Annotated in this window: 16 protein-coding genes; 9 read left to right on the top strand and 7 right to left on the bottom strand. The window is 71.5% G+C overall.

From position 1 onward, the window contains the following. Nucleotides 1–209 precede the first annotated feature (209 nt). Both NE857_RS14310 and NE857_RS14305 read left to right on the top strand, forming a co-directional pair. On the top strand, nucleotides 210–1,790 hold the full coding sequence (locus tag NE857_RS14310) for a hypothetical protein (protein WP_254422184.1): 1,581 nt from the start codon (nucleotides 210–212) through the stop codon (nucleotides 1,788–1,790). Between the two features lie 343 nt (nucleotides 1,791–2,133). Continuing rightward, nucleotides 2,134–2,595, top strand: a complete 462-nt coding sequence (locus NE857_RS14305; protein WP_254421437.1) for an Rv3235 family protein — start codon at nucleotides 2,134–2,136, stop codon at nucleotides 2,593–2,595. Here NE857_RS14305 and NE857_RS14300 read toward each other — a convergent pair. After that, nucleotides 2,592–3,791, bottom strand: a complete 1,200-nt coding sequence (locus tag NE857_RS14300) for a hypothetical protein (RefSeq protein ID WP_254421436.1) — start codon at nucleotides 3,789–3,791, stop codon at nucleotides 2,592–2,594. The two genes, NE857_RS14305 and NE857_RS14300, sit on opposite strands and share 4 nt — an antisense overlap. A gap of 199 nt (nucleotides 3,792–3,990) precedes the next feature. Between NE857_RS14300 and NE857_RS14295 the strand changes: the two genes are divergently transcribed. Then, a complete protein-coding gene (locus NE857_RS14295) occupies nucleotides 3,991–4,728 on the top strand; it encodes an SDR family NAD(P)-dependent oxidoreductase (protein ID WP_254421435.1) in 738 nt (245 codons plus the stop codon). Between the two features lie 249 nt (nucleotides 4,729–4,977). Further along, a complete protein-coding gene (locus NE857_RS14290; protein ID WP_254421434.1) occupies nucleotides 4,978–6,381 on the top strand; it encodes a hypothetical protein in 1,404 nt (467 codons plus the stop codon). A gap of 17 nt (nucleotides 6,382–6,398) precedes the next feature. Here NE857_RS14290 and NE857_RS14285 read toward each other — a convergent pair whose 3' ends face one another. From NE857_RS14285 to NE857_RS14275, 3 genes are all read right to left on the bottom strand, one after another. Further along, nucleotides 6,399–7,877 carry a sodium/glutamate symporter gene (locus NE857_RS14285; RefSeq protein ID WP_254421433.1) on the bottom strand — a complete coding sequence of 493 codons (1,479 nt, stop codon included), beginning with the start codon at nucleotides 7,875–7,877 and terminating at the stop codon, nucleotides 6,399–6,401. A 257-nt stretch (nucleotides 7,878–8,134) separates the two neighbouring features. Beyond that, the gene (locus NE857_RS14280; RefSeq protein ID WP_254421432.1) at nucleotides 8,135–8,278 is read right to left on the bottom strand and encodes a hypothetical protein; all 144 of its coding nucleotides are present in this window, start codon (nucleotides 8,276–8,278) and stop codon (nucleotides 8,135–8,137) included. Nucleotides 8,279–8,298: 20 nt separating this feature from the next. After that, complete coding sequence (locus NE857_RS14275; RefSeq protein ID WP_254421431.1) at nucleotides 8,299–10,245, bottom strand: hypothetical protein; 1,947 nt, start codon at nucleotides 10,243–10,245, stop codon at nucleotides 8,299–8,301. Between the two features lie 273 nt (nucleotides 10,246–10,518). On the opposite strand from NE857_RS14275, the gene NE857_RS14270 reads away from it, so the two are divergent. Beyond that, nucleotides 10,519–11,853, top strand: coding sequence for a hypothetical protein (locus tag NE857_RS14270; protein WP_425572119.1), 1,335 nt, complete (start codon nucleotides 10,519–10,521; stop codon nucleotides 11,851–11,853). A gap of 113 nt (nucleotides 11,854–11,966) precedes the next feature. Here the strand turns inward: NE857_RS14270 and NE857_RS14265 are convergent, their stop codons facing one another. After that, entirely contained in the window at nucleotides 11,967–13,610 is a 1,644-nt protein-coding gene (locus NE857_RS14265) for a hypothetical protein (RefSeq protein ID WP_254421429.1), read from the bottom strand. A gap of 290 nt (nucleotides 13,611–13,900) precedes the next feature. Between NE857_RS14265 and NE857_RS14260 the strand changes: the two genes are divergently transcribed. Further along, entirely contained in the window at nucleotides 13,901–14,575 is a 675-nt protein-coding gene (locus NE857_RS14260; protein WP_254421428.1) for a hypothetical protein, read from the top strand. Nucleotides 14,576–14,617: 42 nt separating this feature from the next. After that, nucleotides 14,618–15,712 (top strand): XRE family transcriptional regulator, encoded by a 1,095-nt coding sequence (locus tag NE857_RS34225; protein WP_301184334.1) that lies wholly within the window; start codon nucleotides 14,618–14,620, stop codon nucleotides 15,710–15,712. Here NE857_RS34225 and NE857_RS14245 read toward each other — a convergent pair whose 3' ends face one another. Continuing rightward, nucleotides 15,713–16,132, bottom strand: a complete 420-nt coding sequence (locus NE857_RS14245; RefSeq protein ID WP_254421427.1) for a YchJ family protein — start codon at nucleotides 16,130–16,132, stop codon at nucleotides 15,713–15,715. Between the two features lie 317 nt (nucleotides 16,133–16,449). On the opposite strand from NE857_RS14245, the gene NE857_RS14240 reads away from it, so the two are divergent. Further along, nucleotides 16,450–16,971 carry an NUDIX domain-containing protein gene (locus tag NE857_RS14240; RefSeq protein WP_254421426.1) on the top strand — a complete coding sequence of 174 codons (522 nt, stop codon included), beginning with the start codon at nucleotides 16,450–16,452 and terminating at the stop codon, nucleotides 16,969–16,971. 247 nt (nucleotides 16,972–17,218) lie between these two features. Here NE857_RS14240 and NE857_RS14235 read toward each other — a convergent pair whose 3' ends face one another. Next, nucleotides 17,219–17,875, bottom strand: coding sequence for a histidine phosphatase family protein (locus NE857_RS14235; protein WP_254421425.1), 657 nt, complete (start codon nucleotides 17,873–17,875; stop codon nucleotides 17,219–17,221). A gap of 155 nt (nucleotides 17,876–18,030) precedes the next feature. Here NE857_RS14235 and NE857_RS14230 point away from each other — a divergent pair, with 155 nt between their 5' ends. Next, nucleotides 18,031–18,762: a class I SAM-dependent methyltransferase gene (locus tag NE857_RS14230; RefSeq protein WP_254421424.1), complete on the top strand. Its 732-nt coding sequence runs from the start codon at nucleotides 18,031–18,033 to the stop codon at nucleotides 18,760–18,762. Nucleotides 18,763–18,819 lie beyond the last annotated feature (57 nt).

Below are 18,819 nucleotides of genomic sequence, written 5' to 3'. Positions count from 1 at the left end.
CAACCAGCCCGGTGCCCGGGCCTTCCAACGGTTTTCCCGCACACCCCTCCCGAATTCACCTTCTCCTCTCCGAACTGCGAAAACGTGAGTTGTCCACAGGCCCCCAGCAGAAAATCGCGAATTCTCCGATGATGGTTCTGCGGCCGCGCCCCCGTCGATGGCGCGAGGGGGCGCGGCCGCCCCGCCCCCGGGAGACAAGCGAGGACGCCATGACCGTTTCCGTTTCCGTCGCCGACGCCGTCCGTTCCTGCCTCGAATGGGCCCGTAACGCCCGCCCGCCGCGTACCGCCGATCCGCGTTTCCTCAGCCGAATGCTCACCGCGCACGGGGCCGTGCGTGCCGACCCCGGGGACTGGGACCGGGACGACGTCACCCGGGTCACGCTCACCCTGTCCGCCGAGGGCTCTGTACCGGAGGATTTCCGGGAGACCTGGCTGACCTGGTGCGACTACCTCGTGGACCGGGGCCTGCTGGGCCCGGCCGAAAGCCCGCGTGTCCTGCGCGCCGCCGTGGCCGCGGCCGAGGTGTTCCCCCGTGACCAGGCGCCTTGGTCTCCGGAGCACCGGGAGTCCCCGTGGTGGGGGCAGCTCTGGGAACCGGAGGACCTGCCCCGGGTCCACCTCGCCCCGGCTGAGCGGTCGGCACCCGCCGCCCGCGCCTGCCCGGTCCTGGGACGGGCGCTGCGCCTGGCCGCGTGGGTCGGCGACGGCCTGCCGCTGGACGGGGACGCCGAACACGAAACGCTCACCGAGCACACTCGGGACGAGGCCGCCGCGCACCTGGGGCTGGCCCCGGAGGAGCTCCCATACCTGTTCGAGACCGCGCTGCGCGCCGGGTTCCTGCGCACCACCTACACCGAGGTCCGCCCGGGACCGGCCGTGGGCGGCTGGGACGACGTCCGCGTCGTGCGCTCCTGGGCCGAGGCGCTGCCGACGATGGTGTCGCGGCACGGCACGCTGGGGTTGCGGGTGCTCGGCGAGCTCTTCACCTCCGGCGGAGTGTGGACCGTCGCCGACCTGGTGGAGGTGCTCGCCCCACGGCCGCACCCGAAGGGCCGGGACGAGAAAGGCGGGGGCGAGAAGGGCAGGGATGCGGGGAAGTCGGGCCCGGAGGAGGAGGTCTCGGCGGCGGTGCGGACCCTGGTCGGCCTGGGCGCGGTCGAGACCCTGCCAGGTGCGGGGCTGCGGATCACTCCCCTGGGCGACCAGGGCATGGCACACCGGTGGCGGCGCTGGGGGATCGCCCTGCCCGGTTACCCCTCAACCACCCAGATGAGCGCGCGGGAACTGCTCTTCCAGCTCTGGGAAGGGCGGCCGGTGGACGCGCAGGTGATCGGACGGCAGTGGATGACCGAGCGCGGGGTGCGGCCCGCAGCCCGTGAGCTGCTGGAGGTCTGTGCCGAACTCGGTTCCTGGCGCCAGCGGGTGGACGTCTTCCGCCTGTTCCACGGCCTGGAACAGGAGCTCGGACCGGTGTTCGCGGCCTACCGCGACCACCCCGTACTGGGCGGGTGGATCGCGCACGCCCGCCACGACCCCGGCCGGGTCCGGCTGGAGCAACTGGTGGTGGTCCTGCTGGACACCTACGCCCTGCGGGTGGAGCTGGGTACTCCCCTACCCGTCGACACCCCGGTCTGGCGGGACCCGGAGGCGGTCACGAGGCTGATGTGGCGCTCGGGACACCCGGCGGCCGACGGAGTACTGACCGCGATCGCCCTCGGCGCCGTGGGCCCGGACGCCGCCCGAGCAGCCCGCCGCGCCAGGTTCAGCACGGTGGGGGCGGGGCCCTGAGCGCCCCCGCTGTCGCCTGCCCGGCCGCACTCGCCACCGCCGGGTGACCAGGCGCTACCAGGCTGGGAGTGGGGCGAGCCGCTGCGCCATCGGGAGCGGGGCCCGCTCACACCGCAGTGCTGCCCAACCGGGGCAGGTACCGGATCCCGGCCCGCACCGCCGCCGCGGAGCTCACGACCTGTGTACAGGCGGAGACGGGTGACTTGTGTGGTCTGTCAGGGTTCGGCGGGGCCGACGCGAAAAGAAACCACCGAAACCTGGAATGCCAGGTGGCACCAGACGGCGGTTGCCCGCTCTATGTAGGACGTCAGGGTTTCGTTCCTCCCCCGGAAGGGATCTGTCCATGAACCACCCCTGCCACGGCCGCCCCTGCCCCCGCCCGGCCTGCGCCCGCACCACCGCCCACACCTGGAAACCCGTACGCACCCCAGCCCGCACCCCGCTGCGAGGCATGACCTCGGGCCCCTGCGCGACCTCCCCGCTGGCAGGCCACCGCACCCCCGCCCACGTGCGCCTCCTGGCCCAGCAGATCGCCGAGGTCCTGGTCGGCAGGCGCGCCCCCGAAGTCCTCAACCAGCACGTCACCGTCCCGGTCCGCGAAGAACTGCGCAGGCTGCGCGGCTCCGTCAGCTGCGCCATCGCACCCCGACTGAGCCGGGTCTTCCACCAACCACTCGGCGCCGCCGGAGTCGAGGCCAGCGCCGTCATCGGCTGCGACCACCGCTCACGCGCCTTCGCCTTCCGCCTGCGCCGCGAAGGACAGCGCTGGATCTGCACCCGCCTGGAAACCGACCACCGCCGCTAGGAGGAGCCCTGCGCGTCGTCGCTGAGAGCGGCCACGCGCAGGGCCAGCTCCTGAGCCCGGACCAAGTGGGAGAGGGCCTCCTCCTGGTGCGGGTGGGCGGCCCCGGCCTCGGTGGTGCTGTCGGCGATGGCGTCCAGCTCGACGGCGCTGCGGCGGTCCTGTTCCTCCAGTTCGGCCTCGCGCACCCGCCGGGCGTAGTCCTCCAGGGTCCGGATCCGCCGCTCCACCTCGGCGACGTCCTCGTGCAGGGCGGCGCGGGCCCGTTCGGCCGCCTGGCGGCTGCGTTCGCCGGTCAGGGGCGTGGTCTCGATCCTGGCGCGGGCCCGGGACTGGCGGAGCAGGCTCTGGGCCACCGCCCACTCGACGTCGGCGAGCACGACCCGGTTGCGTACTTCGTCGAGCAGTAGTCCGCGCTGGTGGATCGCGGAGTCGAGGACGGCGTCCACCGCCCGTTGGGCCCGGCCGAGCATCCAGCGGGCGGGGGTGTCCAGCATGTCGCCGGTGACGAAGTGCCCCTGGAGTTCCTCGATGACGTCGGGTTCGTCGTTCTCGGCGATCGCCTGGGTCTGGGCGGCGCGTTGGCGTTGGAAGCTGTACAGCGCACCCGCGCCCAGGAGCAGGCCGGGCAGCAGGAGAAGGGCGAAGGTCTCGAAAGAGCTGATCAGCGCCACGCACAGCACACCGATCACCGCGGCCAGGAGGATCACCAGGGCGCTGACGGACTCCGTGGGCGATCTCGGGGCCGGATCCGCCGGGGCGAGTTCACTGGGCTGTACCGGCTCCGGTTCCCGGCCCTCCCAGTTCAGGGCCTTGACCAGGAGTTCGCGGTCGTCCTCGCTGAGCTCGGGGTGCACGCTGACGCCCCGGGGTTCGGCGTGGTGCCGGTGGGCGTCCAGGACCAGCGCGGAACGCAACTGCGCCCCCACCACGGTGAGGCACCAGCCGCCGGAGTCCTCGTCGTACCCGGCCAGCCCGCCGGCGACCAGATCGGAGACGGTCTTCTCCGGTACCCCGGGGTCCAGCGAGAACAGGTCCGGGCGGTTCTCCTGAGGGCGGGCCCGTGCCACGGCGGCCATCATCGGAGGCGACACCTCGGCCTCCTGGCCGTCGTCGAGCCGGACGCGCACGATCTCGCCGTCACCGGGCCCCGTTACCAGGTCCCACCGATCTTCCACCTCGTCAGCGCCCTTTCTCACCGAACATGCCCTCCCGGCGCCCGTCGGTGTTGAGAAGCCGCCCGCGCCCGGTTGGTTCTGCCGAGAATACGGAACATTCGCCTCCCTGGCGTTTGCCGGGTTCAGGGGCCTGCCGCGGACTCAGCCGGACCTGGGCGTCCGCGGCCCTGTCGGAGACCGATAGCCTCGGGGCGCCGTCACACCGTCGAAAGGTCACACCATGAGTCGCAACGTGCTGGTCACCGGTGCCGCGCGGGGGATCGGCCGGGCGGTCGCGACCGCCTTCGCCGAGGCGGGCGATCGGGTCGCCGTGCACTACGGCAGCCGCCGGGAGGAGGCGGAGGCCACCCTGGCGGCGCTCCCCGGGCAGGGGCACGTGCTGGTCGGGGCCGACCTACGTGACCCCGATGCCGCCGCCGCGCTGGTCGAGCGGGCGGTGGAGGAGTTGGGCGGTGTGGACGTGCTGGTCAACAACGCCGCGGTCAACCTGCCCCACCCGATCGCCGACACCTCCTACGCGGACTGGCAGACGGCCTGGCGCGAGACCGTGGACGTCAACGTGTTCGGTGCGGCCAACGTCTCCTACCTCGTCGCCCGGCACATGATCGACCGTGGCGCCGAAGGGCACATCGTCAACGTCGGTTCGCGCGGCGCCTTCAAGGGCGAACCGGACCACCCCGCCTACGGGGCCAGCAAGGCCGCCCTGCACTCACTCGGCCAGTCGTTGGCGGTCGCCCTGGCCCCGCACGGCATCACGGTCGCCTCCGTGGCCCCCGGGTTCGTGGCGACCGAGCGCGTGGCCGAGCGGGTCAATGACGAAATCCGCACGCAGAGCCCGTTCGGTCGGGTGGCGGAGCCCGAGGAGATCGCCGCGGCCGTGCGCTACCTGGCCTCTCCCGAGGCGATCTGGTCCTCAGGGGCGATCCTGGACCTGAACGGCGCCTCCCACCTGCGCTGATACAGACGATCCCGGCGAATACACCCCGGGAGGACCGGGGCTACCGGGACATGCGGGGAGCAGGTCACGGACAGATCGTTAACGGAACCAGAATCCGGGTTTTCCGCGGACCACCGCTCATGTCCCGGTATCCGAAGACCTCTTTCGACGACGCTTTCGCCACGATGTCCTCGAAACCGCAACACAGCCCCTCGGACTCGCTGTACAAGGGAAGGAAACTCGGCTGCGAGGAGAAACGCGGGGGCACAGATGTCATCCCACCACCCGGAGGCGCCGTCCCACCGCCGGTTCGCGGCCCGACCGGTGTCCCTACTGCCCACCGAGGAACTCGCCAACAGAGCCCTGTCCAGCCGTCTGATGCGCACCGCGATCGGTCTCGCCCGCTGGTGCGGGCCGGTCACCCCGGTGGACGCGGACGGCGTACCGGACCTGGCCGACGTCCGCGTGGCGATCGAAAAGTTCGGGCTGTGGCCGCGGGCCCTGTGCCGGGACCGGGAACAGCGTGAGATCTGGACCGAGCAGCTCGACTCCGTCTCCCAGGCCGAGGAGTTCCTCGCCACCTGGCGTACCGCCCAGCACCTGGGCATGATCGAGTGCGAGACCGGGCAGGCCCGGCCCGCCCGGGAGCTGGAGCGCTGGCTCGGCTCCACCGGCCGGATCCTGCGGTGGTGGACGCTCGCCTTCCACCTGTGCGTGGATCGCGCGCTGCGCGGCACCGCCGGGCTGGAACCGCACACCGCACTGGGCCGCCTCTACGAGTCCCCCAACGGAGCCCGGATCCCGTTGCGGCTGGTCACGCAGGAGGTCCTGCCCGCCCGGGAGACCCACTACCTGCCCTCTCGCTGCCCGGCCTGGAGCACCGTGCTGCTGACCAGGGCCCTGGTGCAGCTCGCGGACGCCGGAGCGGTCTCCGTGGGCTGGCACGACCCCTGGCACGACCCGTGGTCCGACACCTCCGGTGCACACGGCCACCGACCGGGGCCGGCCTGGGTCCAACTCACCGACCTCGGCCGGTTCGGGGTCCGCCAGATCCTCCTCGCCGAGGAACAGTCCGCCCCGCTGACCGAGGAGTTCATCCGGCTCGACGCCGACGAGTTCCTCGACGCCCTGGCCGACTTCTCCCCGGACGGCCAGCTCGTCGCACTCACCGCGTGGCTGGACGCGCGCGCCCCCCAACAGGCGCTACGGGAGATCGTCGCCGCCTCCTCCGGGGCCGGGCTGGCCCTGCGCCGGTGGAACGCCACCATGGCGCTGGGCAGTATCAGTTCCCGGATCGAACCGGACCTGTACGCCCTGCTCCGCAGCGCGGACCCGACCGTCTCCAGCCTGGCCTCGGTGGTCCTGCTGGCCTCCCGAATGCTCTCGGACGCGGAACGGGCGCGGCTCACCGCCGAGTTCGGCCACTGGACCGCCATCGACATGTTCGCCGCCGCCACCTGCCTGGGCGAGACCGGGTTGAAGTCGTTCCTGGTCTCCGAGGCGGCCGAGGGCATCGACCGCCTCCTGCTGGGTGACATCACCCGGCTCTGGCAGCCCGAGCACCCCGACACCCGCGAGGTCCTGCGGGTCCTGGGGCGGCACCACCCGGATCCGTCGATCGCGGCCAGGGCCAGGGCGGCCGAGGCGCACGCCCCGCCCCGACCCCGGCCCTGAGACCGGCTCTGAGACCGTCAGCCCGCCGAGACGCGTTCGCGCTCCGCGCGCTCCTGCTCCTTGCGGCGCCTGCGCCTCAGCACGACCAGGCCGAAGAACAGCGAGGCGATCATCGTCGCGGTCATGATGGCCAGGAAGCCCCACGGTCCGACCAGCGGGCTGACGATCAGCGGGATCGCGGCAGCGGTGACCAGACCACCGCCGAAGAAGGGCTCGAAGACGAGCTGCTTGTACCCGAACGCCGGGTAGGCGGGCGTCTTGGCCTCGGGGTCGACCACGCGCATGAGCACCATGCCGGTGGAGGTGACGCCCATGGACTGGCCGAACTCGCCGATACCGCGCTCGAACCAGAAGTTCGGCATGATCCGCGGCGCCAGGAAGAGGAAGGCGAACAGGCACCACAGGACGCCGGCCGCGGAGAGGATCGCGAACGTGGCGATGTTGTCGGCGATGGCCTGGAGGGACAGGGTCGCCATCGCGGCGATGATGAGCACGTCCAGGGACAGGCCCTGGATGCGCTCCACCGACTTCTCGTCGACGATGTGGTTCTTGTCGAAGCGGTCGATGAACATCTGCACGATGATGCCGCCGATCATGGCCAGCGGGAACAGCGGCACATAGGCCACGATCTCGATGGCGTCGGCCCATACGAGGCGCTCGACCCACTGGAGGGCGGACAGGATGAGCTGGCCGATGATCACCGCGAGGGCCACCAGGCCGAAGTGCAGGGTCAGCGGGTCCATCGACGACGGGTGGACCGTCATGGTCGAACCGGCGGTGCGGTTCTCGCGCTCGATCAGACCGGCCTGCTCGCGGTCGGTGCCCTTGTTGTCGGCACTGATCACGCTGGTCTTACCGCGGCGCGCACCCCAGTTGATCAGGATGATGCCGATGATCACCCCGGAGAGCAGACCGACGGTGGCCATGCCCAGAGCCAGGTCCTGGCCCTCGGCCCAGCCGACCTGTTCGAAGGTGTTGCCCAGTCCGGCGGCGGTGCCGTGACCGCCGAGGAAGCCGATCTCGATCAGCGCGCCGGAGACCACCGGGACGTTGAAGAAGGGCGCCAGGACCAGCAGGGCCAGCAGCAGGCCGATGACGTACTGACCGCTGGCCACGGTGATACCGAAGGAGAGGTTGGGCCCGGCGAGGTCGACCGCCTCGCGCATCCTGGGCATGCGCTTGCCCAGGAAGAGGCTGGCGAAGACCACCGAGATGAGCAGGCCGGGCAGCGTGGCCCAGACCGACATGATGTCCACCCCGAACAGGCCGCCCTCGGCCGCCCGCTCCGCGAAGCCCACCGCGATGCCCCGGTCGGCGAGCAGCCCCATGGCCCAACCGAAGATGTCGGGGCCGAGCAGCAGCGCGATACCGCCGCCGATGATCGAGCTCGGCAGGTAGAGCTTCTGTGTCAGCTTCCACTTGACCCGGACGAGCTTGGAGATCAGCAGCAACACCCCCAGGAGGAGGAGCGCGAGGCCAACGGTGTCAGGGGACATATCTACCTCTCAAAACGGCCCCGCGGGCGCGCAGGGGCGGCAAGGGGCATAGGTGTGCCCCTGGACGCGCGGACCCCGGAAGGGGCACACGAACGCACAAGGGCTGGGTGGCTGGGAGGTAGATCGCGTACGGAAGTGGCTCAACTTACGCGAACGCTTGGGGAATCCTACACACGGTCACGAAGACACCAAGACAGGGTGGCCGGTCGGCAAAGCACCGCTCTCACCCCGGGGTCGGAACACTACTGAAAATCTTGTTACCGGTAGGAAACCGTGAGAAACAGAGAACCGCTGCTGTTGGCGCTTTCACGCTCCAGCCCTCGCACGAAGGTGCGGCCGACTACCCGTGTGTCCGCGATCCACACACCCCCACCGCCAGAAACCACGGTGAGGATGATCATGCTCGCTCTCCGCGGCACCCTCAGGTCCATTCCTCCCCGAAGAGTCTGCGGGCCACCTCTCGCAGCTCACGATGCTCTTCCTCCCCGGGAGCGGCGAAACCGAGCCCTCGCTCCCGCTCGCCCCCGACCTCATCCACCTCCCCGTGCTCCGAGCCGGACTCCCGACCTTCCCCGGTCACGGTCCGGGCCGCTCGTTCGCCCCGGTCATACCGGCCTTCCCGGCCCGCCGATCCGGATCCCCACACGTCCCCCAGCCCCTCCACCGGCCAGTCCAACCCCAGGGTGCGACGCACCGACGCCACCATCTCCCCGCCCGCTCTCGGCCAGGGTTCCCAGCTCCGCCGGCACTGCTCGGACAGCGCGCGGCCGACCTCGGTGGTCGCACCGCCGTAGACCACCCCCAGCGCCTCCGCCTCGCACAGCGCCCGAATCATCCTGCCCTCCGTGCCCGCCTCGGTCTCCACGGTCGGCTGGTACCAGGTGACCGCCGCGAGCAACCACTGCGCGCCCGTCCGCAGTTCCCGCCCCTCGGCCCGCTCCGCCAACAGCCGGTGGCCGACCACCCCGGTGCTGGTCCCCCAGGGCAGGTGGTTGAGCGATCCGGCGAGCGCCCAGCGCACCCGGGCCCGCCCGTTCCGGTCCCGGCCCTTGCTCCGGGGCGGGCTCTCCGGGCTCGGCCAGCACCACGCCGCGTCCTCCGTCCCCGTCCAGGCCTCCAACAGCGCGGCCAGCCTGGTCTCGGTGTCGTGCTCCCGCCAGATCTCGGCCCGCTCGGTCAGCACGATCCGGCCGTACCTGTGGTCCAGCAGCCCCAGCACCGCGGCTGCCTCCACCCAGACCCTCGCCAGGTCCTCGTCCCCGCCCGCCGCTTTGGTGAGCCTCTTGCGCTCCCGCTTCATGAGCAGGCCGTCCTTGCGCAGTTGCGGCGGTCGTTCGGCGCACGCGGCCAGCAGCCGGGTGTCGGCACCGGCCAGGGCGGTCAGCGCCCGCCGGGAGCCCTCGGCCACGTCCGAGCCGCCACCGGCCATCATCCGCTCCACCGGCACCCCCACCACCGCCTGCGGTGCCGGATTGAACGGCCAGGGATGGGCACGCCGGATCGCCAGAGCCACCTCACGGGGCATGACGAGCCTGTCGCTGAGCGCGTCCGAGGGCATCAGCAGGCCCCGCTCGATCGCCCAGTCCAGGTCCGGATCGCCGGTCCCGTCCGCCGGGAAGTGGAACGGACCCCCGTCCGCCCTGGCCAGGAAGGTACGCGCCTCCGTACCCAGGAACGCGTGGCCGAGCAGCTGGTGGACCACGTCGTGCTGGGCGTCGCGGAACAGGCTGCGCACCCGTTCGGGTGTGCGCAGGACCGCGCCGACCTCCTCGGTCATGGCGTCCCATTCGCCGGTGGGGTCCAGCCCCAGGGTCAGGGCGATCCTGCGCACCCCGGCGAAGTCGAACTCCCCCAGCCCCTTCGCCACCGAAGGCGGTTCCCGGGGCAGGCCGAACTGGTCGTAGGCGTCGTCGAGCAGGTGGTAGCCGCCCTGACCGTCCGGCCACAGGAACACCAGGGCGACCAGGTCGGCGATGACCTCCTCCGCCCGGACCCGGGCGAGCCCGGGGCGGTCGGCGTCCACCTTCGCCAACAGCGCCTCGTGGTCCACCCGTCCCGGCTCCTGGAAGTAGGGCATCTCCTCGCGGCGGAGCAGCGCCTGACGGAGCTGCTCCTGGTCGTCGACGGTGCGCAGGTCGTTCTGGTCCTCGGCCAGCCCGACCGCCGCGTAGATCACCTGGTGGTGGGCGAGGGTGAGGCGTTCGAAGGCTCTGGGCCGGTAGGCCAGGAGCGGCAGCAGGTGCAGGAGGGTCTCCGGTGTGGCCCGGGCATACCTGACCACCCCTTCGGTGAGGGTGACGAGCAGATCCGCGACCCGTTCCGGCGGCATCGAGCGAACATGGGACTCCAGCGCTGCACGACGGTCCATCCACTCAGCGTAGACACCGCGGGCCCAGGGCACACCGCCCGCCCGGCGATCTGTGCACAACCCGCGCCCGCGTGGACGATCGGCCGCGCGGCTGGCGAGCAGAGCCAACCACCGGCTCCCGGGTTCGTACCGATCTGTGCGAAACCACCACACCGCCCCGTGTCAGGACGGTACAAGAGGTGTTCACGCCGAACCCTTCAGAAGAAACCGGGAGCGGACATGCCCTCTCATGACCCGTCGAACCCGGAGCACCCACCCCTCGCCGCAAGGCCCGTGTCACTGCTCCCCTCCGAAGCCCTCGCCCGCCTGGCCCTGGACTCCCCGCTGCTGTGCGACGCCCTCAGCCTGGCCCGCTGGAGCGCCCCGGCCACACCGGTGACCCGCAACGGGGTGCCCGGCATCGACGACGCCCGCACCGCGATCACCAGATTCGCGCTCTGGCCGTCCGACCTGCCCGGACGCGCGGCCGAGCGCACCACCTGGCTCGGCGGGCTCCACTCGGCGGCCGACGTCGCCCACTTCGTCGTCCCCTGGTCCGCGGCCCTGCGGTTGGGCCTGGTGGAGATCGTCGACGCCCACGCCCGCCCGGCCCCGGGGTTGGAGGACCGGGTACGCGATCCGGAGCAGGTCCTGTGCTGGTGGTTCCGGGAGTTCGAGTACACCATCGAGAACGCGCGGGGCGACCTCGACTGCCCCGCCCCGGCCGCCCCCGGCACCACCGGTCCCGACCTGCTGCCCGGGGTGCTGCGCCACCTGTACGAGGCCCCCGACGGATCCCGCCCCGACCTGGACACCCTGGTCCGGGAGGCGTTGCTCTCCCCCATACCGCCCCGGTCCAGAGCCAGCGACCTGCTGCTGCACGTGCTGTGGCAGCTCTCCGACACCGGGGCGGTGGCCTTGGACCACCGCCCCGCCACCACCACGGGCCGCGAGAGCCACGGCCACTGCACGGTGGAGCTCACCGCGCTGGGCCGCTACGGGGTCCGTCGGCTCCTGCTGGAGGTGGGCATCCACGCCCCGCTCGTGAACACCCTCGCCGGGGCCAGCGCCTCCCGCTTCCTGGACGCGCTGTCCGTGCTGCCCTTCGAGGAACGCCTCGCCGAGGCCGGGCCCTGGCTGGACCGACGCGGACCCGCCGAGGCGCTGCGGCAGATCGCCGAGGTCGTCTCCGGCCCCGGTGCGGCACTGCGCCGCTGGGTGGGGACCCAGGTACTCAACACGACCAGCTCCGAGCTCGAACCCGAGCTGCGTTCCCTGCTCCACTCACCACTGCCCGCCGTCGCCAGCATGGCGGCGGTCGTCCTGCTCTCCTCCGGGATGCTCAGCCAGCGCGGTATCGACCGGGTCCTGGGCGAGTACGGGCCGTGGGTGGTGATCGACATGGTCGCGGCGGCGATGCCCCCCGACAACGCGAACCTGGCTGGCTTTCTGTCCGCCGAGGGAACCCCCGACGTCGAGCGGAGCCTCCTCGACTCCCCCGACCCGGTCCGCCTGCGCGCCCACCCCGACGCCCTCCCGGTCCTGGACGCGCTGGCCCGCCACCACCCCGCTTCGACCACCGCGGCGCGCGCCCGCGACCTGGCCGAACAGCTGCGCGGCACGCACTGAGACTCCAGGCCCCCGATCCAACCGACCCGCCCCCCTGCCCCCGGGCAGCCCAGAAGAGGGCCAGGAGTGAGGGGTCTGGGACCGCGGCGGGACCAGGGCCGCGGCCACCGGCATCAGCCCTGCCGGGACAGGGCGTTGAGCAGGGCGGCGAACTCCTCGTCGCCGGTGTGCAGCGACACCGACTTGTTCTCGTGGTCCATGGTGATCCCCACCGGCTGCAGGTCCAGCGGCTCGCCCTGGGCCCGGTCGCGCGAGCTCGGGTGCCACCAGTACAGCTGAGGGCTGATGGGTTTCTCCGCGTCCCCGACGAAGCGCTGCGCGATCTCCTGCATGTTGTCCATCGCCGCGACCGGGTGGCCCTTGCCCAGCGGGTGCGCGAGGATCACCTCGGGCACGGGGAAGGCCACCAGGGAGCCGTAGGGTGCCTCACCCACGTAGCGGTCCAGCGCGTGGGCGTGCGCCGCCACGTAGGGGTGCTGGGCACCGATGTGCACGACCTTGGCACCGTTGAGCTCGTGTTCGCTCACCTCGACGGCCTCGCCCAGCGCGCCCGCCACCGCTTCGGCGAAGACCTCGCCGTCGGGGCGCCCCGACCGCTCGTGGTGCACGCGAGAAAGCGGTTGGAGGGTCTCGGGGCTGTCCACGACCACGGTCTGCCACAGCCCCGGGGCGATCTCGCGAGACAGCAGCTTGCCCAGCACGCCCTCGGGGAAGGCGTTCACCGGGTAGAGGCGGGCCCTCAGTCTTCCGGAGTCCGCGGTGGCACCCTCCTCGTTGTCGCGCTGCCCCTGGGCGATCTGCTGGGAGATCTGTTCGAGGGCGGCCCGGGCGAACCCGGACGTGTGCTGGGCGATCTGCTCGGGTGGGGCGCCCTCCAGTTGGGAGCGGAAGCCGCTGATGTCCGTACTGACGTTGTTGCCGTGCTGGAGCCGGATGACCAGGGTGTTCGGGTCCTGGAAGGAAGCCTGGGCCCCGACCTCGCGGAAGGCCGCAACGAGTGCGGACGACAGCGGGTCGCCGGGCACCCCCTGGTTCGACGGCGCGGACTGCGCCTGCGGGTCACCGCCCAGGAGGCCCTGCTGCCGGGCGTGGCGGGCCACGTAACCCGCGAAGTGCGCGGCCAGTGCGGGCCGGTGGTCCGCCGGGGAGATGAGCGCGCTGTCGATGGTCGCGGCCAGATCGCTCTCCAGGAGGACCCCGGCCCCCGGGGCGGAGATGCGGAAACTGGTCGGCCGCAGGTACTCGGCGTGCAGCCCTTCACGGGCGCAGGCCTGTGCCACGGCGGCACAGAACTCCTCGGTCATCCCGGCCACGTCCATCCGCTGGGCCTGGTGGAGCTGCTCCCGCATCCAGTCCGGAATCTGGTCCTGCGGTCGGGGGAAGCGGCGCAGCTCCTGGAGGTAGATCAGCGGGCTGGGCACGGGAGAGATGTCCGGCTGGGTGTCGTGGTTGTACTCGACGTTCATCTGACCGGAGTGGTGGACGGACATGACCATCGAGAGCCAGGAGCCCTTGCCCTCCTGGAACCCGACCTTCTTGAGCTCGGTGGCCTTGCCGTGGACGTCGTCGGGCAGTTCGACCTCGCTGACCTGGCCGTCCGCTCCCTGTACCGCCAACAGGTGATCGTTGAGGCCGCCGATCGGCCGGGCCAGGTAGGTGAGCTGCTGCCAGCCCTGCGGCATGACGGAGACGAGGCTCCGGGCGAGCTCCTGGAGGAACTCCCCCTGTTCCAGGGGGCTGAGGTCGTGGGGATCCATAGGGGTGGCTCCGTGTCCGTTTAGCGGTCTTCCGAGTCCTTCCTACCGTGTTCCGCGGACAGTGCGTGCCCGGCCGGTCACCGACCCCCGGTTACCCGTGCGGGCGGCACCGCCCTGACGTGCGACGGGGGGGTTGTCCACAGGCCCTCGGCACGATTCCGTGATCCGTGCCAATGTGGTTTTTCCGGGCCCCTCCCGACGCAGCGGGCCACGGATTGTCACCACCTCCGCGCATGATGTGCACCAGGACCCCGAACCACCTCCCGCGTCGACACCTCTGGAGGACGAGGTTGCTGCTCCCCGAACCGACCACACGTGACCGCCGACTCGCCCGTCTCGGAACCTCCTGGCCGCTCCTGCGAAGAGTCCTGCAACGAGGAGAGGCGGGCTGGCGAGCCGCCACCGACAACCACGGCGACGGCGCCCGTTCCCAGTACGCCTACCGGGAACGGCTGGCCGCCCTGCGCGAGGAGCAGAAGCTCCACCACGGCTGGGACAAGGCACGCGTGCTCAAAATCGAACTCACCGTCGACCCCGAGCACACCATCGCCTTCCAGACCCTGATCGGGGACCGCTACACCGGTCTGGTCACCCCCGAGCGCCCGCCGCGCAACCTGCACCCGCGCGGCCCCAACGGCCAGCGGTTACTGGGCGGCGAGGGAGACACCGAACAGCTCAAACTCTTCCCCGACGACGTCCTGCCCCTGCCACCCCGGGAGGAGGTCGAACTCACCGACCACGAGAACCTTCAGGTCTGGGTGTTCCTGGTCCACCGGGAGCACGAACCCGCCACCGGGCGCGTACGCTGGCACAGCGAACTCTCCCGACCGCACCCGCCCGACGAGGCGGGCTACCTCACCAGTTGGCAGGAGCGCATCCCGCTCCCCGCCCTGGAGATCGGCGCGGTGACCCACCCGGTCGGCGAGGGACAGCACGAACTCGACATCCAGATCGGCCCGCGTTGACCACCGCGCCGGGCCGAGGAGCACGACAGGGCAGTACACACCATGGTCACGCCGTCACGCCTGCGGCTCGCACGGGAGCGGAGGGGCCTCACCCTCACGGGCCTGGCCGGGATGAGCGGCATCGGCGCGCAACGGCTGTCCCAGTACGAGAACGCCCGCGCCGTACCGGACGAGGACGCCCTGCGGGCACTCGCCGCCGCCTTGTCCTTCCCGGTCTCCTTCCTCACCGGGGACGAGGTCGAGGAGATCCCGGCCGAGGCAGTGGCTTTCCGCGCCCTGAGCAGCACCTCCCTGCGCAAGCAGAGAGCGGTGCGCTCCCAGGCCGCGCTCGCGGTGGAGTTGAACACCTGGCTGACCGAACGGCTGACCCTCCCGGAACCGGACGTGCCCACCCACGGCTACCCGGAGCCGGAGACCGCGGCCGAGCTGGTGCGCGGCCGCTGGGGCCTGGGTCAGGCACCGGCCCCGAACACCGTGCACCTGCTGGAGTCGCGCGGGGTGCGGGTCTTCTCCCTGGACAGCGAGCACCAGGAGGTGGACGCCTTCAGCCTGTGGCGGGACGGGGTGCCCTACGTCTTCCTCAACACCGCCAAGAGCGGCGAGCGCGGGCGCTTCGACGCCGCGCACGAGCTCGGCCACCTGGTGATGCACGGGCGCGACCGCGCCCTGAACACCCCGGAGGCCGAACGCGAGGCCAACCGGTTCGCCAGTGCCCTCCTGATGCCCCGGGCCGACGTCCTGGCCCGTATGCCCTCCGGGGCGCAGGTGGACCAGATCCTGTCCGCCCGGTCGATGTGGCGGGTCTCGGCGATGGCGCTCGCCCACCGCCTGCACGACCTGGCCCTGCTCACCGGCGACCAGTACCGCGCCGCCTGCCGACGCCTGGCCGAGCTCGGCTACCGTTCCGCCGAACCGGGCGGCATCCCCCGGGAGACCTCCCAGGTCCTGCCCAAGGTGCTCTCCGCGCTGCGGGCCCAGGGCCTGCCGCCCGCACGCCTGGCCTCGGCCCTGCACATCCCGCTGACCGAACTCAACACCCTGGTGTTCGGCCTGGCCCTGGCCCCTCACCCCGGTGGTGGCCGAAGCCGGGCCACTCGGCGCCCTGCCCTGCGTGTGCTGCCCAGTCCCGCGGATTGATCAGCTGTCGAGGGCGTCCAGGTAGACCCAGGCTCCCTCGTGGCGGAGGAAGCGGCTGTGCTCGTGGAGTTCGCTGGCGCGGCCGCCCTCCCGGAAGCGGGCGCGGAATTCCACCGTGCCCTCGTTGTGGAAGGGGGTGCCCTCGCCGGTGCTGAGGATTTCCAGACCGAGCCACTCGGTGTGCGGGTCCGGGTCCGCGCCGGCCGGGCGGGTGTCCGGGTGCCAGGAGCGGAGCAGGTAGGCCTCGTCGCCGACCACGAAGGCGCTGTAGCGCGAACGCATCAGGTCCTCGGCGGTGGCCGCCTTCGCCGAGCCCTCGTGCAGGCGGCCGCAGCACTCCCCGTACCTCTTCGGCCTGCCGCAGGGACAGGGCTGATCGGCGGACCGGGACGGCTGGAGACGGGGGTTGCGCTTCGACATCCCGCCATTGTCGCAGTCGACCGCCCCCGTGGCCGCTCGCACTCAGGCGAGGGCGCCCACGCAGGCCGCCATGAAGACGAGAATGACCGGCACTACGACCACGATCGCGCGCCCGGCTCCGAGACCTCCGGAGAAACCCGCGCCGAACGCGTTCCCGATGGGCCGAGGGGGTTGGGGAGGCTGATTGGGCGTGCCGTGATAACCCGTGGGGGACCCCATTTCCAGGCTTTCTCCTCAGAAAGACCCGCCTCCTGGGGCCCGACAACCCACAACCTTTCGGGGCTGGACTGTCACCCGGTCCCGGTAGCGTCCGGCGGATGAGACGGGATCCTCTGGAGCAGGCCTCTCTGAACGCGGTGCTGGCCGCCACCCGCCGAGCACGGAGGGAGTTCGATGACGCACACACGTGGTTGGTGCGGGCGATGGTAGGCCGCGTAGCCCCGGTGTCCGCTGAGGTGTGGGCCTTTGACCCCGACTTCGAACACGTGCTGTTGGTCCGGCACCGCTGGCGCGGCTGGGTGTGCCCGGGCGGCTGTGTGGATCCCGGCGAGGGCCCGCGCGCGGCGGCCGTCCGGGAGCTGCGGGAGGAGACCGGTCTGAGCGCGGAGGTCTCGGCCCTGCCCGCCGCCGTCTGGGTGCGGTCGTACCGTGCGGACTGGTCGCCGACCCTCGGGCTGGCCTACACGGCCGTCCTGGGACGCGGTCTTCCCCTGGGTGGGGAGGACGGGCAGCCTCCGGCCTGGTGTGCGCTGGCCAGACCGTGGGAGGGCGCCTTTTCCGAGGACCGGCAGCGGCTCCTGGCGGAAGCTGATCACCTGCGGGAACGTCTCAGGGGATGACAGGGCCCGGCCCCGGTCTCGGGGGCGGCCGCACGGGATGAGGGGATCCGGTGCGGCCGCCTGGTCAGGCGCGGTTGTGTGCGGCGCGGTTGGGATGTCGTGGTCGGGGCGGTGGGAGCCATCGGGGCGGTGGCCCGTCATCGGGAGCGGGGCGTGGACGCGGGATCGGGAGGGAGTTTCCGTGTCGTGCTTCGGTGTCCATCCATAGGATCAGTACCCAGTCCCCCCGCGGAACCGAAACACGAAATCACCGGCTTTTTGCCTCCGTACCCCTTCCGTCATCCCGGGACAACGGATGCCCGTTTCCTTCTGTTCGCGGTTCGGAACGGTTCCAGGAGGTCATGACCCTGCGCTCGCGTTCGGTTCCGAGAGTGCTCACAGACCCGGTGTCGAGGCGGAACAGCGCTCCGGCGGAGGCGGGCAGTCCCAGCCATCGGGCGGTGAGAACGCGCAGGAAGTGGCTGTGCGCCACCAGTGCCACGTCGCCGTATTCGAGCGCGGGGGCCAGTTCGGTCAGGGCCCGCTCGGCCCGTGCCCCCACCTGGCCGACGGCCTCCCCCGGATGTTCCGGTGGCCCGGTCGGAACCCCGTCGGTCCACAGGTCCCAACCCGGGCGCTCCCGGCGGATCTCTGCGGTGGTGATCCCCTCGTAGGCGCCGTAGTCCCACTCCATGAGGTCGGGCTGGGGCACGGCCCCGAACAGTCCGGCGAGCTCGGCGGTTTCGGCCGCCCTGCGCAACGGGCTGGTGAGCACGAGCTCGAACCGCCGCCCGGCCAGTAGCGGACGCACCGCGCCGGCCTGCCGCCGCCCCTCCTCGGTCAGGGGCAGGTCGGTGCGGCCGGTGTGTCGGCGCTGCCTGCTCCACTCGGTCTGCCCGTGTCTGACCAGAACCAGTTCACCCATTCGACCGTTGTTCCCGGCATTTGCCACCCGCATGCCTAAAACAAGAGAATTCGGTCGGACAGGGCACCTCAACAGCACGGATATAGGATCCGAGGCGAGCAGAGAGCACGTCTTGCACGCGAACACGGGAAACCGTTCCGGGAGGAAGAAAAGAAATGCCCAGCGTTGAATGGAATCGTAAAACCTGGGGCAAAACGCACTCCTGGGAACGCAGTGGCGACGAGTGGGCCTACATGGCCGCGTACTGCGGCCAGCCCTACGAGGAGTGGAAGGGCAGCCTCGTGGACACGCTGCTCGTGCCGGGTGCCACCCGGGGGCCGTCCCTGGAGATCGGTCCCGGGCACGGCCGCTGGACCGAGCACCTGCTGGAGCACTCCCCCGAGGTCTGGATCGTGGACGTCAACGAGAGCTGCCTGGAGCGCTGCCGCGAGAGGTTCGCCGACCACCCCGGGCTCAACGTCCACCACACCTCCGGCTGTTCGATGGACCCGGTGCCGGACGCCTCGGTCGAGTTCGTCTGGTCCTTCGACGTCTTCGTCCACCTGGACCCGGACGTGGTCACCGGCTATCTGGGCGAGGCCGCCCGCGTCATGGCCCCCGGGGCGAGGGCGGTCATCCACCACGCGGGCAAGCCCGACTGGTCCTTGTACCTGGCCCCGGTGAACCGCCGCGCGGGTCGCCCCGGCAAGGTCGCCCAGCGCTGGATCAGCCAGCGCCGCTGGCGTGACGACGGCAACCGCTCGGACGTCTCCCCCGAGGCTTTCGCCCGCTGGGCCGGGGAGGCGGGCCTGGAGGTGACCGGGCAGCGCACCTCGTGGGGCCCCGAGGGCCAGTACACCGTGGACAAGTACCGTGACTGCGTCACCGAGCTCCGCAAGCCCGGGTAGGTGCCCCGATACCCCGCTCCGCCTCGGCAGCACACGAGACCCCGCTCACTGAATCGA

The organism is Nocardiopsis exhalans, assembly GCF_024134545.1.
GTDB lineage: Bacteria > Actinomycetota > Actinomycetes > Streptosporangiales > Streptosporangiaceae > Nocardiopsis > Nocardiopsis exhalans.
This window is presented reverse-complemented; position numbering and strand designations above follow the sequence as displayed.